Annotated in this window: 19 protein-coding genes and 1 tRNA gene; 9 read left to right on the plus strand and 11 right to left on the minus strand. The window is 64.0% G+C overall.

All coding sequences use genetic code 11. The annotated features are described in order from the left end of the window. Positions 1 to 232: 232 nt before the first annotated feature. Entirely contained in the window at positions 233 to 994 is a 762-nt protein-coding gene (locus AC50X7_RS15160; RefSeq protein WP_307097872.1) for an isoprenyl transferase, read from the minus strand. A 250-nt stretch (positions 995 to 1,244) separates the two neighbouring features. Between AC50X7_RS15160 and trhA the strand changes: the two genes are divergently transcribed. After that, entirely contained in the window at positions 1,245 to 1,907 is a 663-nt protein-coding gene (gene trhA, locus AC50X7_RS15165; protein WP_494979833.1) for a PAQR family membrane homeostasis protein TrhA, read from the plus strand. Positions 1,908 to 2,009: 102 nt separating this feature from the next. On the opposite strand, the gene AC50X7_RS15170 is transcribed toward trhA, so the two are convergent. Then, complete coding sequence (locus AC50X7_RS15170; protein ID WP_307095931.1) at positions 2,010 to 2,390, minus strand: hypothetical protein; 381 nt, start codon at positions 2,388 to 2,390, stop codon at positions 2,010 to 2,012. Positions 2,391 to 2,488: 98 nt separating this feature from the next. Beyond that, positions 2,489 to 3,394, minus strand: coding sequence for a mycothiol conjugate amidase Mca (gene mca, locus AC50X7_RS15175; RefSeq protein ID WP_494979780.1), 906 nt, complete (start codon positions 3,392 to 3,394; stop codon positions 2,489 to 2,491). A gap of 133 nt (positions 3,395 to 3,527) precedes the next feature. On the opposite strand from mca, the gene AC50X7_RS15180 reads away from it, so the two are divergent. Both AC50X7_RS15180 and greA read left to right on the plus strand, forming a co-directional pair. Then, positions 3,528 to 3,980, plus strand: coding sequence for a DUF4307 domain-containing protein (locus tag AC50X7_RS15180; RefSeq protein ID WP_494979781.1), 453 nt, complete (start codon positions 3,528 to 3,530; stop codon positions 3,978 to 3,980). Between the two features lie 167 nt (positions 3,981 to 4,147). Then, on the plus strand, positions 4,148 to 4,642 hold the full coding sequence (gene greA, locus AC50X7_RS15185; protein ID WP_104042988.1) for a transcription elongation factor GreA: 495 nt from the start codon (positions 4,148 to 4,150) through the stop codon (positions 4,640 to 4,642). Positions 4,643 to 4,712: 70 nt separating this feature from the next. Here greA and AC50X7_RS15190 read toward each other — a convergent pair whose 3' ends face one another. From AC50X7_RS15190 to AC50X7_RS15205, 4 genes are read right to left on the minus strand one after another with little or no spacing between them, the layout of a single operon-like run. Then, the gene (locus AC50X7_RS15190) at positions 4,713 to 5,330 is read right to left on the minus strand and encodes a rhomboid family intramembrane serine protease (protein ID WP_494979782.1); all 618 of its coding nucleotides are present in this window, start codon (positions 5,328 to 5,330) and stop codon (positions 4,713 to 4,715) included. Between the two features lie 8 nt (positions 5,331 to 5,338). Beyond that, on the minus strand, positions 5,339 to 6,577 hold the full coding sequence (gene ilvA, locus AC50X7_RS15195; RefSeq protein WP_494979783.1) for a threonine ammonia-lyase: 1,239 nt from the start codon (positions 6,575 to 6,577) through the stop codon (positions 5,339 to 5,341). 3 nt (positions 6,578 to 6,580) lie between these two features. Then, complete coding sequence (locus AC50X7_RS15200; RefSeq protein ID WP_494979784.1) at positions 6,581 to 7,942, minus strand: AI-2E family transporter; 1,362 nt, start codon at positions 7,940 to 7,942, stop codon at positions 6,581 to 6,583. A gap of 39 nt (positions 7,943 to 7,981) precedes the next feature. Continuing rightward, complete coding sequence (locus tag AC50X7_RS15205) at positions 7,982 to 8,941, minus strand: aldose 1-epimerase family protein (protein ID WP_494979785.1); 960 nt, start codon at positions 8,939 to 8,941, stop codon at positions 7,982 to 7,984. Between the two features lie 129 nt (positions 8,942 to 9,070). Between AC50X7_RS15205 and galT the strand changes: the two genes are divergently transcribed. Both galT and galK read left to right on the plus strand, forming a co-directional pair. Further along, positions 9,071 to 10,231, plus strand: a complete 1,161-nt coding sequence (gene galT / locus AC50X7_RS15210) for a galactose-1-phosphate uridylyltransferase (protein WP_494979786.1) — start codon at positions 9,071 to 9,073, stop codon at positions 10,229 to 10,231. Beyond that, entirely contained in the window at positions 10,228 to 11,415 is a 1,188-nt protein-coding gene (gene galK, locus AC50X7_RS15215; RefSeq protein WP_494979787.1) for a galactokinase, read from the plus strand. Before galT ends, galK begins: the two co-directional genes overlap by 4 nt. Before the next feature lie 96 nt (positions 11,416 to 11,511). Here galK and AC50X7_RS15220 read toward each other — a convergent pair whose 3' ends face one another. Continuing rightward, positions 11,512 to 12,411: a Bax inhibitor-1/YccA family protein gene (locus tag AC50X7_RS15220; protein WP_494979788.1), complete on the minus strand. Its 900-nt coding sequence runs from the start codon at positions 12,409 to 12,411 to the stop codon at positions 11,512 to 11,514. Positions 12,412 to 12,895: 484 nt separating this feature from the next. On the opposite strand from AC50X7_RS15220, the gene AC50X7_RS15225 reads away from it, so the two are divergent. The 4 genes from AC50X7_RS15225 to AC50X7_RS15240 are packed head-to-tail and all read left to right on the plus strand — an operon-like array spanning position 12,896 to position 17,030. Next, positions 12,896 to 14,191 carry a branched-chain amino acid ABC transporter permease gene (locus AC50X7_RS15225; RefSeq protein ID WP_494979789.1) on the plus strand — a complete coding sequence of 432 codons (1,296 nt, stop codon included), beginning with the start codon at positions 12,896 to 12,898 and terminating at the stop codon, positions 14,189 to 14,191. Between the two features lie 9 nt (positions 14,192 to 14,200). Next, entirely contained in the window at positions 14,201 to 15,169 is a 969-nt protein-coding gene (locus AC50X7_RS15230) for a branched-chain amino acid ABC transporter permease (protein WP_494979790.1), read from the plus strand. Further along, positions 15,166 to 16,260, plus strand: coding sequence for an ABC transporter ATP-binding protein (locus AC50X7_RS15235; RefSeq protein WP_494979791.1), 1,095 nt, complete (start codon positions 15,166 to 15,168; stop codon positions 16,258 to 16,260). Before AC50X7_RS15230 ends, AC50X7_RS15235 begins: the two co-directional genes overlap by 4 nt. Next, entirely contained in the window at positions 16,257 to 17,030 is a 774-nt protein-coding gene (locus tag AC50X7_RS15240; RefSeq protein WP_307095947.1) for an ABC transporter ATP-binding protein, read from the plus strand. Before AC50X7_RS15235 ends, AC50X7_RS15240 begins: the two co-directional genes overlap by 4 nt. Before the next feature lie 64 nt (positions 17,031 to 17,094). On the opposite strand, the gene AC50X7_RS15245 is transcribed toward AC50X7_RS15240, so the two are convergent. From AC50X7_RS15245 to AC50X7_RS15255, 3 genes are all read right to left on the minus strand, one after another. Next, entirely contained in the window at positions 17,095 to 18,444 is a 1,350-nt protein-coding gene (locus AC50X7_RS15245) for an ABC transporter substrate-binding protein (RefSeq protein WP_307095948.1), read from the minus strand. Between the two features lie 219 nt (positions 18,445 to 18,663). Further along, a tRNA-Leu gene (locus tag AC50X7_RS15250) sits at positions 18,664 to 18,737 on the minus strand. A 20-nt stretch (positions 18,738 to 18,757) separates the two neighbouring features. Continuing rightward, positions 18,758 to 19,720, minus strand: a complete 963-nt coding sequence (locus tag AC50X7_RS15255) for an N-acetyltransferase (protein WP_494979792.1) — start codon at positions 19,718 to 19,720, stop codon at positions 18,758 to 18,760. Between the last annotated feature and the right edge of the window lie 85 nt (positions 19,721 to 19,805).

Raw genomic sequence — 19,805 nt, forward strand, 5'->3', positions numbered from 1 at the left:
TCCAGCCCCGGGCGCATGCCCGGAATTGTTAGTGGTGAGGCGGCTCGGCCACGAGGCCGGGTCCGGCCTCCCATACAACCGGTGCGATGTTCCGCTCCATGTACTGGCCTCCCCGATCAGCCGGCGGTTTGCCTGCTGATGGATACAACGTAAATCCATCGGAAGTAATTTCCACAACCATTACGCGGCGATTCCTGTTGCGGCCGTGTGAACTGTCGGTGAACCCGGAATGTCAGGAGCCGAAGCGCCGCTGCCGGCCGGCGTAATCGCGGAGGGCGCGCAGGAAGTCCACTTTGCGAAAGGCAGGCCACAAGGCTTCACAAAAGTAGAACTCGCTGTAGGCGCTCTGCCACATCAGGAACCCGGAGAGCCGCTGTTCACCCGAGGTGCGGATCACCAGGTCCGGATCCGGCTGGCCCCGCGTGTAGAGGAACCGGGAAATATCGTCCACGCAGAGGTCGTCCGCGAGCTTGCCGATGTCCGTGCCCTTTGCGACGGCATCGTGCAGGAGTTCGCGCACGGCGTCAACAATTTCCCGGCGTCCGCCGTACCCCACGGCCACATTGACGTGGATCTTTTCGCGGACCGGCGTGCGGGCCGTGAGCTTGTTCAGCCGCTCCGCGAGATAGTCCGGCAGCAACTCGGGAGCACCCATGGCGTGCACCGAGATGTTCGCGTCCTCATCCAGCCGGTCCAAAGTGTTGGCAATAATGCCCATCAGGAGGTCGAGTTCTTCGCTGGACCTGTTCATGTTGTCCGTGGACAGCATGTAGAGCGTCACCACCTTGACTCCGAGTTCCTGGCACCAGCCGAGGAATTCATGAATCTTGTCTGCACCCGCCTGGTGGCCCTGGCTGGTGGGCGCGTTGAACTGTTTGGCCCAACGCCGGTTGCCGTCCACCATGACGCCGATGTGCCGGGGGATGCGGTCGCGCGCAAGATCCTTAAGCAGCCGGCGCTCGTAAAAGCCGTAGAGGAACCCGGGCAACTCCACGCAGTCTCTCACCTGACTTCCTTGCTGTACGTTCGGCTTTGCACATCCTAGGCTACCGTCCGCCGGGGAGGGGGGCGCCCCTCCCCTCCCGCGGCACGGCGTGACCAATAGTTACTGAGCAGTAACTTACCGGCCCGTAAGTTATTCTGGAGCCATGAACAGCGACACCCCGGAGGGTCCCCGGACGCCGCAGCCGAAAGCCAACACAGGCGCCGAGGCCAGCGCGGAAACGAACGCCAACACAAACGCCATGGACGAGGCAGCCGAGCGGCTGGCCGGGCTCCTGATGATCAAACCGAAGTGGCGCGGCTGGATCCACACTGTTACAGCGCCGCTGGCACTCGCGGCGGGAATTGTCCTGGTGCTGCTGGCGCCGACCACTGACCGCAAGATTACGTCGGCCATCTACGCGGCCACTGGGGTGCTGCTGTTCGGAGTCAGCGCCGTGTACCACCGGGGCAATTGGTCACCGGGCGTGAAGATGGTGCTCAAGCGGCTGGACCATACAAACATCATGCTCGTCATCGCCGGCAGCTACACCCCCCTCGCCTGGACCCTGCTGGAACGGCCCCAGGCTGTCCTGTTGCTGTGGGTCATTTGGTCCGGCGCCATTCTGGGCGTGCTGTTCCGGCTGCTCTGGACCGAGGCGCCCCGCTGGCTCTACGTTCCGATCTACATCGCCCTGGGTTGCGGCGCGCTCTTCTACCTGCCGCAGTTCTTCCAGGCCAGCGTCCCCGCCGCCGTCCTCATCTGCGTGGGCGGCGTGCTCTACATAACCGGTGCCGTGTTTTACGCCCTGAAAAAGCCCAACTTCAGCTACCACCACTTTGGCTTCCACGAACTGTTCCATGCCTTGACCGTGGTGGCCTTCGCTGCGCATTTCACGGCAATAGCCCTGGCGGTGCTGGGCTAGGACTGCCGGTCCCGTCCTGGCTGCCTGCCGTGCGGCACCAGGCTCGGGGCCATGGCGAGGGGACAAGGAGGCGCGGGGACAAGGAGGGGAACCCTTATGGCTCTAGTGCCGGCGGTTTCCCGGATCGGCGTCCGCTGCGCCGTCGGAAGGACCCTGGTAGGAATCTCCGGACGCTGAACCGGCGGCAGGGCCTGCCGCTCCCGAGCCAGCCGGTGCCGAGCCTGCCTCCGCGGCTTCCGCCGCTTCGACGTCGGCCGCAGAAGCTGCGGCAATGCGGTCTTCCTCCACCTGGGCGCGGTAGCGGACCCGCCGGATACGGCGCACCATGTCCACAATCAGCAGGGCAGTGGCCACCACAAAAAATGCCGTCATGATGAATCCCAACAGGCCCGGTGTTACCTGGTCCTCGGAGATCCCCTCCCGCAGCGAGGGTGTGGGCAGGGGGGACGGGGTGGTAGCCAGGTTGAGAAGCAGACGATGCACGTTGAATACCTTCTATGGAACGGGTGTCAGCAGGCAGCAGATCCGGCGGCCCGGTTCCGGGCGCCTCTTCTACGCGGCATAGAAATTGCCTGCCGTTTCTATCTTAGCCCCGCGAACAGGTCCTTCTCCGGGAGCTCTGAGGGCACCCTGGACTGGATCAGGGAGTAATCTTCCCAAGGCCACGCCCGGCGCTGCATTTCCGGGGATACGGCAAAGAAGAACCCCAGCGGATCCACCTGCGTGCGGTGTGCCCGCAAGGCGTCGTCGCGCACCTCAAAGAAGTCCCCGCAGTCCACCTGCGTAGTGGTCGGGTGGGGCGCGGGCGGCGGAGTGTGGCCCTCGGCGTCGGACTCCAGCCACGCGGCCAGCCGCTCGGCGTACGGGGACTGGAGTCCCGCTTCCTCCAGCGCGAAATGCAGTGCACGGAACCGCTCCGGGCTGAAGGCCCGGTCGTAGTACAGCTTGCCCGGTTCCCAGGGTTCACCCGCATCCGGATAACGCGCCGGATCGCCTGCAGCGTCGAAGGCCTCAACAGCAACCCGGTGGGCCATGATGTGGTCCGGGTGAGGATAGCCGCCATTTTCGTCGTAGCTAAGGATGACATGCGGCTTGAAGGAGCGGACCAGCCGGACCAACGGGGCTGCCGCGTGGTGAAGCGGCAGGGTGCCGAAGGACCCGGCCGGCAGCGGCGGAAGCGGGTCCCCTTCGGGCAGGCCCGAATCAACAAAGCCCAGCCACCGCTGCTTGATGCCCAAAATCCGGGCTGCCCGTTCCATCTCCAGGCGGCGGGCGCCGGCCATGTCCCGTTTGGGATGGGGTTCGCCTTCCACCGCCGGGTTCTGGATGTCCCCCCGGGAGCCGTCCGTGCAGGTGGCCACCATAACGTCCACCCCGGACGCGGCGTACATGGCCATCGTGGCGGCACCCTTGCTGGACTCGTCGTCGGGGTGGGCGTGGACGGCGAGCAGCCGGAGCGGTGCGTGGGAGTTGCTGGACGCTGTCATGGAAGGACGGCTCCTTATTCTTTCTTGCGGCTTGATGGCTGCTGAACGGTTCGCTGAACGGGCGGGCTTGCTTCGCGGCCTGCTGCGCCGCCGGCCGGGAAAGCTCTGACGGAAGGGGCACTAAACTGGTTTGGTGACTTCCCCGGAACAGTCGGCCGACTCCGAGCCCGCGAACACTAGCCTAGCCAATCGTTATGGCGCTAAAAAGCGCCGGCTTTCCCCTGCCGCCAAGCGCACCATCGCAGGCGTCGCCCTGGCCGCAGGCATTGGTTTTATGGCCTGGGTTTCCACGTCGAATTCCCTGAACGACGTGAGCTTCAAGGACATCGGCTATGTCACCACTGACGCCACGCTGGCGGAGGTGGACTTCCAGGTGACCAGGGAACCCGGAACCTCGGTGCAATGTGCTGTCAAGGCCTTGGATTCAAAGTTCGCTGTAGTGGGATGGAAAGTTGTGGACATTCCTCCGTCGGAGGCTGATGGAACAGCCGACGGCGGGCGTTCCGTTTCACAGCGGGTCCCGGTCAGGACCGAGTCACTGTCCGTGTCCGGCGTGGTGGACAGCTGCTGGATTCCCGGCGACTAGGTTGAGGCAGGTCCGCAAGGTGTGATGCGCGCCGCTTCCTTGTTGGGTTAAATCCACAGGATTGACTACAATGGAGCAATACCTTTACCCCGCTGAGCTGGTTGCTGTTCCACAAGTGGCCACCGTGGCGGGGTCTTTTGCATGTAGGACCATTAGAGGAGAAGTCCGTGTCTACCACCAACAGCGCAGCTGCAGCCTGGCTTACCCAGGAAGCTTTTGACCGCCTGAAGGCAGAGCTGGACCACCTTTCCGGCGCTGGCCGGGCAGAGATCGTCCAGAAGATTGAAGCAGCCCGGCAAGAGGGTGACCTCAAGGAAAACGGTGGCTACCACGCGGCCAAGGAGGAGCAGGGCAAGATCGAGGCCCGCATCCGCCAGCTCACTGCCCTGCTTCGTGACGCCCACGTGGGCGAGTCTCCGGCAGATGACGGAATCGTTGAACCCGGCATGATCGTGGTCGCCAGGATCGCCGGCGACGAAGAGACCTTCCTGCTCGGTTCCCGCGAAATCGCGGGCGATTCCGATCTCGACGTGTTCAGCGAGAAGTCACCGCTGGGCGCAGCCATCCTTGGCCACAAGGAAGGCGACGCCTTGAGCTACACCGCCCCCAACGGCAAGGACATCAAAGTCGAGATCCTTTCAGCCAAGCCGTACGCCGCATAGTCGTAAGCCTTAACCGCAACGCTGGCCGTCCCTCCGGGGGCGGCCAGCGTTTTGTTTTAAGCAAACGAATTCAGGACCTCGAGCCCGTGGCTGTGCGGGGCCTCAGGAGCAGCGCTGCCACCACCCCACCGGCCGCGCCGCCAAGATGCGCCTGCCAGGAGACATACCCGGCCACGAGGGGCAGGATGCCCAGCAGAATGCTGCCGTAGCCCATAAACAGGACAACCGCCAGCAGAATCTGCCGCCAGCTGTGGTTGAAAAAGCCGCGGACCAGCAGGAAAGCGAACAGCCCGAAGACCAGCCCGGAAGCCCCCACCGTAATGCCGCCGTTCCCAATAAGCCACACAGTCAGCCCGGAACCGAGCCAGCTGAAAGCCAGTGCCGTCAGGAACACCCGCAGTCCGGACAAAAAGACCAGGAAGCCGAAAATTATCAGCGGCAGGCTGTTGGACAGCAAGTGGTTCAGGTTGGCATGCAGGAGCGGGAACGTGAGGATATCCAGCAGCCCGTCGGCGCTCCTGGGTCTCAGTCCGAACGTCCGGTTCAGAGAGCGCAGCATCAGCGCGTTGAACAGTTCGATGGCGAACAGCAGCGCCACAAAGCCGCCCAGCACCAGCAATCCGCCCTTTGCCCGGGCAGCAATGGTCCGCTGCTCCCCAGGACCCCCGCTGCCCATCAGTCCGGCCATGGTCCCTCCTAGTGCACCACGATGGGCTGGAAACCCTCCGCGCGAAGCGCGCTGAGGACCTGCTCGCCGTGCTCGTGCCCCTTGGTTTCCAGGTTGACGGTAATGGAGACGTCACCCATGCTGATGGACCCACCCACCCGCGTGTGGTCCAGGCCGGTGACGTTGGCGTCGTTCTCGGCAATGATCCGGGCGATGGTGGCCAGCGAACCCGGACGGTCATCCAGCATCATGCGGACCGTCAAGTAGCGTCCCGCGGCGGAGAGGCCCCGCTGGATGACTTTCAGCATCAGCATCGGATCGATGTTGCCGCCCGAGAGGACCACGGCCGTGGTTCCCGGATTCTCGATCTTCCCGTCCATGAGGGCGGCCACGCCCACAGCACCGGCGGGCTCAACCACCATCTTCGCCCGCTCCAGCAGGAAAATGAGCGCCCGCGCCAGGGAATCTTCGCTGACCGTGACGACGTCGTCCACCAGCTCCCGGATGATGCTGAAGGGAAGCTGCCCCGGGCGCCCGACGGCGATACCGTCTGCCATGGTGGACACCTTTTTCAAGGGCACGAGTGCATCAGCAGCGAGCGAGGGCGGATATGCCGCGGCGTTCTCCGCCTGCACGCCGATGATGCGGATCTCCCGGCCCAGTTCCTTCGCCCGGGCTTTGATGGCGACCGCGACGCCCGCCAGGAGCCCGCCACCCCCTACGCCCATGAGGACGGTGTCAACGTTGGGCACCTGTTCCAGGATTTCGAGCCCCAACGTGCCCTGCCCTGCGACGACGTCCACGTTGTCGAAGGGGTGGACGAAGACTGTGCCGGTTTCATTGCTGTACCGCTGCGCCTCGGCGAGCGCCTCGTCGACATTGTGTCCGTGCAGGATGACTTCTGCGCCGTGGCCGCGGGTCGCAGCAAGTTTGGGAAGGGCCACCCCCAGCGGCATGTAAATCCGGGCTTTGATGCCCAGGCTCTTGGCGGCCACGGCAACACCTTGGGCGTGGTTGCCTGCGGACGCGGCCACCACCCCCCGCTTCTTTTCTTCCGGGGACAGCCGCGCCATCCGCACGTACGCACCGCGGACCTTGAATGATCCCGCCCGCTGGAGGTTTTCACACTTGAGGTAAACGTCGCCGCCGACGAGCGCGCCCAGGGCCCGGGATGACTCCACGGGAGTCCGCGCAATAATCCCGTCGAGCAGCTTCTGCGCCTCCAGGACATCGTCCAGCGTGACGGGAAGGGTTTCAAGGATGTTCACGGACTAATCTCCTCTGGATTTTGGCCCCGGCGCCGCGTCGTCGGAACGGGCGTCAGGTTGTTCTGCGTCGGTGCTGGCTGCGGCGTCCTTGCCGCCCTTGAGGGCGTCCGGCGGGTCAACATGCGTAATGGTGTTGTCCGGGCCAGTCCCGGCAGCCACCGGGCCTGCAGGCGTTGCCAGCACCTGTTCATGTTCCCACGTTCTGGCGGCGATGTAGCGAACGGCCGAGTTTGCGACGGCGAGGATGGGCACCGAGAACAGCGCGCCCGGAATTCCGGCCAGGTAGGATCCGGCCGCTACCGACAGGATCACAGCCACGGGATGCAAAGCTACGGCCTTGCCCATCACGAGGGGCTGAAGGATGTGACTTTCCAACTGCTGCACCAGCAGCACTATGCCGAGCATGATCAAGGCGTTGATGGGGCCATTAGCCACTAATGCAAGCAGTACTGCTATGGCACCGGTCACCAGTGCACCAACAATGGGGATGAACGAACCGATGAACACCAGCACGCTCAGTGGCAGCGCCAGCGGGACGCCGATAATCGCCGCACCCACGCCGATGCCCACGGCATCGACAAATGCGACGAACATCTGGATGCGCGCATAGCTCACCATTGATGCCCAGCCCTTACGCCCTGCGCCGAACGTCGCCGCGCGTGCCTTCCGGGGCAGCAGCCGGACGAGGAAAGCCCAAATCCGGTCGCCTTCCAGCAGGAAAAAGATGAGGACGAAGAGCGCGAGTACCAGTCCCGCCGCGAAATGCCCCGCGGTGCTGCCGAATGACAGCGCACCGCTGAGGATACTGCTGGTGTTGTCCTGCAGCGCCGTAGTGGCTTCCTGCAGGTACCTGTCAATCTGGTCGGCCGTCAGGTGGAGGGGCCCCTCGGACAACCAGTCCTGTATTTGGCGTATGCCGGTCAGCGCCTCAGACCAGAGCTCCCCGAATCCGGCGACGAGCTGCCTGCCCACCAGCGCCAGTGATCCGCCGATCAGGCCCAGGAAACCCACCACGGTGATGGCCACAGCCGCTCCGCCGGGCACCCTGCCCCGTTTCAGCCAGCTCACCACCGGACTCAGGAGCCCGGCCAAAAGGGCCGCAACCATCACCGGAATGATCAGGAAACTGATCCCCCTCAGCAGCCACACCAGTGCACCGCCCACAAGGAGGATGAGTCCCAGGCGCCAGGCCCAGGACGCGGCGATGCGCACCCCGTAGGGAATGTCCCTGTCCAGTTCACGGTCTGTCAGAACCCGGAGCGGCGCAGTTCCTGTTGCCGGTGCAGTTCCTGTTGCCGGTGCAGCGGATGGTTGCCGTAATAGGGTTTGAGGGTCGGGCGAAACGGGATCCTCGGCTGGCGTCATAGCCTAATAATTCCCCAGCCGTGGCCTAATGGGAAACTGCTAGCCGGCGTCCCCTGCGCGGTAATCGATCCCCCATGACATGGTGAAGGACTCACCCGGCTGCAGCCAGCGAAGGCCGTCGCCGGAGTTGAAGGCATTGGCGGGACCGGTCATGGGTTCAACAGCCACAGCGCGGCTGCGGCCGGGGTACTGGGTACTGACGTAAACGTGGACGTACTGGCAGGATTCGTCCTGCCAAAGGCTCACCTGCCGGCCATCCGGTGCCGCCAAAGTGTGACGGGCCTTGCCGTCCTCGAACTGCAGGCCGGTCAGGGCGACGTCCACGCTTAGCGGCGCGATGTGCAGCCCTGCCCGGAAGTCCGTATCGCCCTGGACCGGAGCGCTGCTGCGCGGAATGAGGCGCTCGTCAGCAAGCAATTGGGTGTCGGCAGCAACAGTCAGCACCAGGTCCTCGATGGCGGCGTCCCCCAGCCGCAGATACGGGTGTGCCCCAAGGACGAACGGCGCCGGCGCCTTGGCCTGGTTGGCCAGCGTCTGCCGGACCACCAGGCCGAGGTCTTCGTTGAGGAGGTACTGCACACGGTGCCGTGCCAGGAACGGGTAACCGTGCTGCGGAAAAATGGTGGCCTCGAGCGTCACAGAATGCTGGGACTCGTCAACCAGCGTGTAGGAGGCGTTGCGGAGGAGTCCGTGGCTGGCGTTGTGGCGCGCCACCTCTGTGATGGCCAGCTGCTGCTTCTTGCCGTCCAGGAACCACTGGCCGTCTTCCACCCGGTTGGCCCACGGGGCCAGGGTAATACCGCACCCGCCCGGCGGGATCTGGTCGTCGCCGTAAGTTTCAGTGAGCTGGACGCCCGCCCGGCTGAACAAGCGGAGTCCGGCAGCCAGTTCGGTGACCACTGCCAGGGCGTCTCCCCGCCGGAGTTCATACTGCCGGCCGGTGGCGTATGCCCGGTAGCCTGAAGCGACGCTGGTTTCGTGGGGTGAATCGGAAGTCATGAGCAATACCGTACAGCGCTGCCATTGCCCGCGCACCCGGCATTTGTTCTGTTTTGTTTGCTTCTATTCCTTTTTGGGCGATCTGTGACACAATATTGTTAAGTTGCAGCAACACCCAAAGGACGGTTCATGACGGGAATCACCAGCACCAGGCTCTCTGACGGCAGGGAGCTGATCTATTTCGACGACGCCCACGCCCCCAAAGCGCGGACGGCGGACACCACCACGGACCACCGCGGCCTGCCCAACAGGGGCGAGCCGGGCGAAGTGCGTTTCGATGCCCTCACCGACGAATGGGTGGCTGTAGCAGCCCACCGCCAAAGCCGCACCCACCTGCCGCCGGCGGACCAGTGTCCCATTTGCCCCACTACCGCCGGCAATCCTTCAGAGATACCGGCTGACGACTACGACGTTGTGGTATTCGAGAACCGCTTCCCGTCGCTTGGCCCGGTTCTGGGCACGGTCCCTGCGGTAGCGGCCTGGGGAACAACGGGACCCGCCTACGGCCGCTGCGAAGTGGTGGCGTTCACCCCGGCCCATACCGGATCCTTCAGCGGCCTCAGCGAAGCCCGCTCCCGCACAGTGATTGAGGCATGGGCGCAGCGCACCGAAGCCCTGAGCGCGCTCCCCGGAATCAAACAGGTCTTCCCCTTCGAGAACCGCGGCGCGGATATCGGCGTAACTCTCCACCATCCGCATGGCCAAATCTATGCCTATCCCTACGTGACGCCGCGCGCAGGTGTCCTGGGCGCGGCTGCCCGGAAGTTCTACGATGCGGCGGACGGCCGGGAGACCCTCACGGGCTCGCTGCTGCGCTCCGAACGCGAAGATGGCAGCCGGATGGTCCTGGAGGGCGAAAACTTCAGCGCTTACGTTCCGTTTGCTGCCCGCTGGCCACTGGAGATCCATCTGGTTCCCCACCGCCAGGTTTCCGATCTGGCAGGGCTGAGCGGGGAAGAAAAAGATGAACTGGCGCATGTCTACCTTGACCTGCTCAAACGATTGGACGCGCTCTACCCCACGCCAACGCCGTACATCTCCGCGTGGCACCAGGCCCCGCTGGACGACCTGCTACGTCCCGCAAGCTACCTCCACCTCCAGCTGACCTCCCCGCGGCGGGCTGCCGACAAGCTGAAGTTCCTCGCCGGTTCTGAGGCAGCGATGGGCGCCTTCATTAATGACACCACCCCGGAAAGCGTGGCCGAGCGCCTGCGCAGCGTCACCGTTCCGGCTTCAACACCATCCACCGCTGCCCTCCGGGCAGCCCTGCCCCAAGGAGCTTCCGCGTGAGTGCCGCATCTGACCCGCTGACCGTACCGGAAGGCACCGGTACCGAGGACCTGGCCGCCCGGTTCACCCGGGAGTTTGGCGGGGTTCCCGCCGGCATCTGGCAGGCGCCGGGCCGCGTGAACCTGATCGGTGAGCATACGGACTACAACGAGGGGTTCGTCCTGCCCTTCGCGATTGACCGGACAGCACGCGTGGCAGTAGCAGTGCGCCCTGATAACTCCGTGCGGCTGTTGTCCACGTACGGGGACCAGGGCGTGGTGACCACCACGCTGGATTCCCTGCAGCCCGGTTCAGCCAAAGGCTGGACGAAGTATCCGCTGGGTGTCATGTGGGCGCTTCGCCAGAAGGGCATCGAGGTGCCGGGCGTTGACCTGCTGCTGGACTCGAACGTCCCGCTCGGTGCCGGGCTCTCCTCCTCCCACGCCATCGAGTGCGCGGTCATCTCCGCACTGAATGAACTGACCGGCGCCGGGCTGCAGGCAGAGGACATGGTCCTGGCCACACAGCAGGCCGAAAACGATTTCGTGGGGGCGCCCACGGGCATTATGGACCAATCCGCCTCGTTGCGCGGATCCAAAGGCCACGCCGTCTTCCTGGACTGCAGGGACCAGAACGTCAGCCTGGTTCCGTTCGAAACGGAGCCGGCAGACCTGGTGATGCTGGTCATCGACACCAAGGTGTCCCACTCCCATGCCGACGGCGGCTACGCGTCCCGGCGCGCGTCCTGCGAGCTGGGCGCTGAGGTGCTGGGCGTTAAGGCACTGCGGGATGTCCAGGTAGGTGAACTGGAGGAAGCCTCAGGGTTACTGGACGAAGTGACGTTCCGCCGGGTTCGCCATGTGGTCACCGAGAATGACCGCGTCCTCCAGACTGTGGACCTCCTCGCGGCTGAGGGGCCGGCGTCAATCGGCCCACTCCTGGACGCGAGCCACGCGTCCATGCGCGACGACTTTGAAATTTCGTGCCCGGAGCTCGACCTGGCGGTGGAGGCCTCCCGTGCCAGCGGCGCCATCGGCGCCCGGATGACAGGTGGCGGGTTTGGCGGCGCGGCCATCGCGCTCACACCGGTGGGCTCGGAGCAAAAGGTGCGCGACGCCGTCGCCAAGGCTTTCGCTGCTGCCGGTTTCACAGCGCCGGAGATCTTCACCGTGACTCCGGCAGCCGGCGCCATGCGGATTGCCTAGTTCCCCTAAAACAGCTAAGGGCCCCACCGTCCGGTGGGGCCCTCAACTTTTAGCTGGCTGCGCTTTGCGTCCGACGGCGGGAGGCCGCTGTGGGGGTTAGTCGTCCCCGCGGAGGATCGCCAGCAGGCGGATGATCTCCACGTAGAGCCACACGAGGGTGACGGTGAGGCCGAAGGCGGCGGTCCAGGAGAAGCGCTGCGGGGCGCCGCTGCGGACGCCTGCTTCGATGCTGGTGAAGTCCATGATCAGCGAGAAGGCAGCCAGGCCGATGGCAAGCAGGCCGATGAAAACACCAAGCGGGATACCGAAGATCTCCATTTGGGTCCGCAGGCCGAACGGCTCCTGGACGGCGCCGGTCATCATCATGACCATGTTGATCAGGGAAAACACCGCGTAGCCGATGATCGCGATCATAAAGAACCGCATGGCCTTGGGCGTGGCGCGGACCTTGCCGCTCTTGAACAGAACGAGGGTCACGGCGAACACGGACAATGTGCCGATCACTGCCTGCAGGCCGACGCCCGGGAACTGCGCGTCGAGTATGCGGGTCAGGCCACCGAGGAAAAGGCCTTCCAGTCCGGCGTAGGCCAGGATAAGCGCCGGCGAGGGCTGCTTCTTGAAGGTGTTGACCAGGGCCAGAACGAAACCGCCGAGGGCGCCCACGATCATCAGGAGCGATGCGAGGCCCATGCTGACGAACATGGTGACGGCAGCACCGGCAACCACGACACCGAGGCAGGCGGCCGTCTTGACGATAACGTCGTCGAACGTCATCCGGCCGGTGTCGGCGGGGCCGGCTGCCGGCTGGTTGTACATCTGCTGCAGCTGCTCGTCGGTCATGGGCTGCTGTCCGTAGCCCTGCTGGCCGTAAGGAGCCTGGCCGTACGGCTGCTGGCCGTAGGGAGCCTGGCCGTAGGGAGCCTGCGGGACAGGCGGTGCCTGGGTGGCTCCACGGAAGCTTCTTCCGTTGAAGATCGGGTTGCCGCCAAGTGCCATTGCGGGATTCCTCCAATAGGGGATGTGTTGTGAACCTTATGGTTTACGCTACCAATTTTCACGTCCTTGCACCGCTAAAAGTTCCCCGCCGCGGGCGGGTGCAACCCAACCGTGACGTGTTGAAGCGGGCCATGCGGTTTCATGACGGCCTCCAGCAGGGTGGCAGCCGGCAGGAAGCACCATGGATCAACAAAGGTTTCCTCCCGCTTTCCCGGCGGTTCGGGCTCCCGGCGCCGCGCAGTTGTTACCTGATCGCTATCCTGACGCCCCCAATCGCGGCATTTATCGGTTCTTCCGGGCTGTAGCATAAGCCAAGCAGGGTGACGGAACTCACATGCGTGACGGGTGCAGGGCATTATGGCATCATCCCAGCCCTGCATCCGTTCGCAGCGGTTGCAATGGCGCAGCCGAGACCGCCCCCCAAGTGGAGGTTTTCAATTTGAGAAGTACATCCCAAGGCCTGCGGGCCGGAGGGCGCCGCAGGTTGCTAAGACTGTTGGGAGCCATCAGCGCATCCATCCTGGCAATCCTCCTCGTGGCGGCCCCGGCATCCCAGGCCACTTCCCCCTCGCCGACACCATCCCCGTCGAATCAGACCTTCCAAAACAACATCAGCGGCTTCCTCCGGGACGATGCGCGGGCGCCACTGGCCGATGTGACCATCACCGCCACGAGCGGAGATTTCACCGGCACTGCAAGGTCGTCCGCGAACGGGTCCTGGAGCATCGGGGTGCCCGAGCAGGGCACCTATACCGTGGAGTTGGACGAATCCACCCTGCCGGAGGGCATCACCCTCGCGGAGGGCCAAGAGAATCCCCGCGAGGTAACGTTCAGCCAGACGTCCAACCTTTCGGTGATCTTTGCCTTCGGCAAGGGCATCGTGGTCCAGCAGCAGGACTTTGGCCAGAACCTGCTCAACCGCCTTGTGGCCGGGTTAAGCTTTGGCCTGCTCCTGGCGCTGGCGTCCGTGGGACTCTCGCTCATCTTCGGCACTACCGGCCTGACAAACTTCGCCCATGGTGAGATGGTCACCCTCGGTGCGGTGCTGGTGTTTGCATTCAACGCAATCGGACTTCCGTTCTGGCTGGCCATCATCCTGTCATTGCTTGGCGGCGGATTGTTCGGCTACGTCCAGGACAGGGGGCTGTGGCGGCCTCTGCGGCGCCGCGGCACGGGCCTGGTGCCCATGATGATCGTCAGCATCGGCCTTGCCCTTGCCGTCCGGTACGTCATCCAGTTCTTCTTCGGCGGCGCCACCCAGCAGTTGCCTTTTGCCCAAAGCCCGGAAATCCAGCTTGGCCCGGTATCCATCTCGCCCAACAACCTTTGGTCCCTGGGTATCAGTGCTGTGGTGATCGCCCTGATCGGCATCGTCCTGCTGAAAACCAGGCTGGGCAAAGCCACCCGTGCAGTAGCGGACAACCCGGCCCTCGCGGCGGCTTCGGGTATCGACGTCGACGGCGTGATCCGGCTTGTCTGGATCACCGGCGGCATGCTGGCCTCGCTTGGCGGCATCCTCTGGGCGTACTACCGTCCCGGCGTCACTTTCGACATGGGCTCCGCGATCCTCCTGCTGATCTTCGCCGGAGTTACCCTCGGCGGCCTGGGGACCGTCTTTGGTGCCCTGATCGGTTCCATCATCGTCGGCATTTTTGTGGAGCTGACCACAGTGTTCGGCCTCGCCGCCGACCTCAAATACGTGGGAGCCCTGTTCATCATGATCGTTGTCCTCTTGTTCCGGCCGCAGGGAATCCTGGGCCGACGCGAGCGCGTGGGTTAGGAGACAGCCATGGACTTTGGATTCATTCTTGCCAGCGCCGCCGGGGAGATTTTCAGCCCAACGACGGCGGCCTACGCCCTGGCCGCACTCGGCCTCGCTGTTCACTTCGGCTACTCCGGGCTGCTCAACTTCGGCCAGGCCGGCTTTATGGCCGTGGGCGCCTACGGCTTCGCCATCTCAACCCTTTCCTTCGGCGTGCCGTTCTTTGTGGGGTTGCTGATCGCCGTCATTGCCTCAGCGATTTTTGCGCTGCTGCTCGGCATCCCCACCCTGAGGCTGCGCGCCGACTACCTCGCCATCGTTACCATCGCGGCGGCCGAAATAGTGCGGTACGTCGTAACCACCAACCAGCTCACCTCGGTGACCGGATCGGCCAACGGGCTGGCTGCCTTCGAAGGGGGGTTCTACTCCATGAACCCGTTCCCTGAGGGCTCCTACTTCGGCATGAACAACCGCGACTTCTTTATCCGCATCGTGGCGTGGGCGCTGGTCATCCTTTGCTGTACGCTCGTGTGGCTGCTCATGCGGAGCCCTTGGGGCCGGGTGCTTAAGGGCATCCGCGAAGACGAGAACGCCGTGCGTTCACTGGGCAAGAACGTCTATGCCTACAAGATGCAGGCCCTCATCATCGGCGGCGTACTGGGTGCCCTCGCCGGCATGGTCTTTACCCTGCCCCGAGGATCCGTGCAGCCGGCAAACTACGGAACGGAACTCACGTTCTTCCTCTACACCTGCCTCCTGCTCGGTGGCATGGCCACAGTCCTCGGCCCGGTCATCGGTGCAATGATCTTCTGGGTGGTCCTTTCCCTGACCCAGGGGATCCTCTATGGCCTGATCGAGTCCGGTGCCGTCACGTGGCTGAACACGGTCCAGGCCGGGCAGCTGCGCTACATCCTGGTTGGCGTCGCCCTCATGCTGTTGATGATCTTCAGGCCGCAGGGCGTCTTCGGAAACAAGAAGGAGCTGGCGTTCGCATGAGCAAGCACAGCGAAGAACCCACCACCGCACGTGCCGGGGAACCGGACTACATGACCGACAGCCGTCCCATAGCAGCCGACGAAACCGGCCCCGGGTGCAAGAAACGGGATCCTATCGTCGTCGCAGAGAACGTCACGCGAAGCTTCGGCGGCATCAATGCGGTGGACGTCGACTACCTGGAAATTCCCCGGCACAAAATCACCGCTTTGATCGGCCCCAACGGAGCCGGCAAAACAACCTTGTTCAACCTGCTGACCGGTTTTGATACGCCGAACAGCGGCAAGTGGCAGTTCGAAGGCCAGAGCCTGGCAGGGGTGTCCCCCTACAAGGTGGCCCGGATGGGAATGGTCCGCACGTTCCAGCTCACCAAGGTCATGGGCAAGCTCACCGTGATGGAAAACATGCGCCTCGGCGCCGCGAACCAACCTGGTGAGAGCCTCGCCAAGGCACTCTTCAAGGGCATCTGGGGCGGCCGGGAGAAGCAGATTACCGCCGAGGCCGATGTCCTGCTGGAGAAGTTCAAGCTGGACGCGAAAAAGGACGACTACGCAGCGTCCCTTTCCGGCGGCCAGCGGAAGCTCCTGGAAATGGCCCGTTCCCTCATGGTGCGGCCCAAGCTGGTGATGCTTGATGAACCCATGGCAGGAGTCAACCCTGCGTTGACGCAATCCCTGCTCGATCACATCAAGAACCTCAAAGCCGAAGGCATGACGGTTCTCTTCGTCGAACACGATATGCACATGGTCCGGCACATCGCCGATTGGGTGGTGGTGATGGCAGAGGGCAAGGTGGTTGCAGAAGGTCCCCCGGGGGAAGTCATGAAGAACCCCGCTGTCATCGACGCCTACCTGGGCGCGCACCATGACGTGGACCTCGGCGACTCCGAGGGCATCAAGGAACTTGCAGCAGAACTGGTGGCTGACGAAGAATCCATCGTCGGAACAGAGAATGCGGGCATCATCGCCGTCGACGTCGTGGCCGGAGAGGGCGACAGCCGCGTTCACACCGAGGAAGGCCAGCCTCAGCGCGACCAACCGCGCGGCCGTCACGGAAGCACGGAGACCGGCACCACAGAGAAGGACAGTCAATGAGCAGCACCAGCGCAGCACCCGCCGCCCAGCCCGTCAGCGACGGCGACTCGGTGGTCAAGGTCACCGATCTGGTGGCCGGTTACCTTCCCGGCGTCAACATCCTGAACGGCTGCAGCATCGAGGCCCGCAAAGGCGAACTGATCGGCATCATCGGGCCCAACGGAGCCGGCAAGTCGACCCTGTTGAAGGCAATGTTCGGCCTCGTCAAGGTCCATTCCGGAACAGTGGTGGTGCGCGGGCAGGACATTACAGGCCTGAAGGCGAACAAGCTGGTGAGCCGGGGCGTAGGTTTCGTCCCCCAGACCAACAACGTTTTCGCCACCCTGACCATCGAGGAAAACCTGCAGATGGGCATGTTCCAGCGTCCCAAGGACTTCGCCGAACGGTTCGACTTCGTCACCAGCCTGTTTCCTGAACTCGGCAAGCGCCGGGCCCAGCGCGCCGGCTCCCTCTCAGGCGGCGAGCGCCAGATGGTGGCAATGGGACGGGCGCTGATGATGGATCCGGCAGTGCTGTTGCTCGACGAGCCGTCCGCGGGCCTCTCCCCCGTCAAGCAGGACGAAACCTTCCTGCGCGTGCATGAGATCAACCGCGCGGGCGTCTCGGTGATCATGGTGGAACAAAACGCCAGGCGTTGCCTGCAGATCTGCGACCGCGGCTACGTCCTGGACCAGGGCCGGGATGCCTACACGGGCACCGGCCGTGAACTGATGAAGGACCCCAAGGTCATTCAGCTGTATCTTGGCACGCTGGCCGACACTGTCGAGTAAAGGCGAACGCCACACAAAGAGCCCCTGTCGGTTGGACAGGGGCTCTTTGGTGTTGCGGGTGGCGTTACAGCTTGCCGAACTCCGACTGGAGGGGCTTGAGCTTGTTGTCGTTGGTGTATTCGTAGATGCCGATGTAGGCCTCTGTCGGGTCACCGGCGTCGGAGAAGGTTACAGGGCCGGACTGGCCGTCGTAGTCGATGTCCTTGCCCTCACGCAGCAGGGTGACGCAGGAGGGGAAGCTGGTGCACTTCTCGCCGGCTTCCGAAACTCCCTTGAGCTGCTTGGCGATTTCAACTCCACTGGTGCTGCCGGCGGCCTCGGATGCCAGTGCAATCAGGTTCACGGCATCGTAGGATTCGCCGCCGTAGGTGAAGTCCTTCAGTGCCGGGTCCACTTCAAGAAGCTTCTTGGTGAAGGATTCGTTGGCGAAGGTTCCCGGGAAGGTGCCATGGGCTCCTTCCATCGTGCCGGCCTGGAAGTCCTTGCTGTAATCCGAGGTGTTGCCGTCCACCAGGAACATCTGGCTGGCCTTCACACCCTTGCCGGTCATCAGCGGCACGATGCTCTTGGCCTGGTCAAAGGTGATCAGGGCGATTGCATCGGGCTTGGCTGCAATAACCTTGTCCACCTGGCTGCTGAACTGGGTGTCGCCCTCGTTGAAGAGCTCCTCAGCCACCACCTTGCCGCCGGCTGACTCAAACGCTGCCTTGATGTTGGTGGCAAGCCCCGTGCCGTAGGCATCGTTCAGGACGATCATGCCGACGGTCTGGGCACCGCAGGTGACCATGTAGTTACCCAGGACCTTGCCCTGGAGAACGTCGGAGGGCGCCGTACGCCAGTACAGGCCTTTGTCGTCCCACGTGGTGAAGTCCGGCGAGGTGTTGGCGGGCGAGAACTGCAGCACACCGGCGCCCGTGATCTGGTTGATGACGGTCTTGGAAACGCCGGAGGAGGCTGCGCCGATGATGGCGTTGACCCCCTGGCCGAGCAAAGCAGAGGTGGACTGGGTTGCGATATCCGTCTTGGTGTCGCCCGAGTCGCGGTGGACTACCTGAACAGGCTTGCCGAGGACGCCGCCGGCATCGTTGACTTCCTTAACACCAAGGTTAACGCCGGCAATTTCCGGTGGGCCCAGGTAGGCCAGCGAACCGGTGGTGGGCAGGAGAGAGCCGAGCTTCAGCGGAGTCTTGGTTGTGCCCTTGGACGGAGGGACCGCGCCGCCCGCGTCAGCAGCCGGTGCGCTGCTACTGGTGGTGCCGGGCGCCGGGCAGGCGATGCCTGCCGCTGACCCGGTGGCGGTCTCGGACGCCGTGGGTGTGGACGAACCGCCGCAAGCCGTTGCCATAAAGGCGACGCCGATGCCAAGCACTGTCAGCTTGGCAACGCGGGTTCCCGCCTGGGGGAATAAAGTCATTTACGAGCTCCTCGATCTAAAGGTGCGAACGGCCTTTGACACGAAAAATCAGGTGTTCCTGATTTAGCTTTCAAGCTAATGCATATGCCCGGGGAAGATAAGTGAGAGAGGTCACACTTACATAACAGTCGTTGCATATGTGGAATCAAACGCAGGAAAGCCGCCCGCGGCGCGGACGGCTTCCTCTCTCTGCGGCCCCTGGCGGCCGGTTCTGCCACGTACCCCAGGTGGGACTCGAACCCACAACACGCGGATTTTAAGTCCGCTGCCTCTGCCAATTGGGCTACTGGGGCAACGGCTCAATGGTATCCCGTCAAAGGCGTGAGAACGGTTCGGCATACCGGAACGTGCCGCGGACGCCGCCAGGCCACAGGGCGAGCGGCAACAGCTGAAAATATTCGCCCCATTGGGCCTCGGGCGGGAGCACACCCAACGTTGCGGCCGGGACAAAGCCGAAGCGGGAGTAGTATTCGGGGCTGCCGAGCAGGGCGATACCGATCTCCCCCGCATCGTTTGCCCTGGCAATGCTCTCCTTCATCAATGCAGAACCAATGCCGTGCCTCTGGAGCCGCGGCGTGACACCGATGGGGCCGAGGCCCAGCAGTTCCTGTCCGCCCACCCATCCGCGTGTGCTGATCACATGCCCCACCACCTCGCCGTCCAGGACCGCGACCAAGCTGAAACCGGGGAGGTACTCCTGGGCGTCAAAGAGCTCCCGGAGCACGTTGACCTCCACCGGCTCCCCGTCGGCCGGAAGACCGGTGGCGGGCGAGATGGCGAACGCCTCCGCTGTCAGGGCGAGGATCGCATCCCGGTCCTCGCGGGTCTCCTGGCGCAGCAGGAGTTCAGGGCGGGGTACCTGCCCGCGGCCCTGCCCAGGCGCATTCTGTGCCGCGAGTTCTGCCAGCACCTCGAGGGCGCGGGGGGCGTCTGCCACTGGCACCAGGAGGTGGTCGTGGTGGAACCCGGCAAGGACATTGCAGCTGATCCTGGCATCAGTGAGTGCCTTGCTGACGGCGGCGGTGAGTCCCACGGCTTCCAAGGCGGAGTGGACCTGCAAGGTAATCCAGGCGCCCACGAAGTCGTAGGACAATCCTTCCTTGTCCGCCTGCGAACGGGGCAGGACCACAGTGAGGCCCTCAGCTTCCCGTACGGCCGCTTCGATGCCCGACGTCAAAGGCCGCCCGTGCGGCCACAGGACGTACACGTACTCACCCGCGCGCCGGACCGGGTGCATCCCTGCCAGCAGGGCCTGTAGGTTCTTCTCGCCAGTCATGCTGCCCAGTCTAGAAGCCCGATGCCGGCGGCAGGGCAGACGCTTCCTGGAAAACGCGAACGGCGGCCATCCCCAAAAGGGACAG

This window comes from Pseudarthrobacter sp. Hb11, from assembly GCF_059383655.1.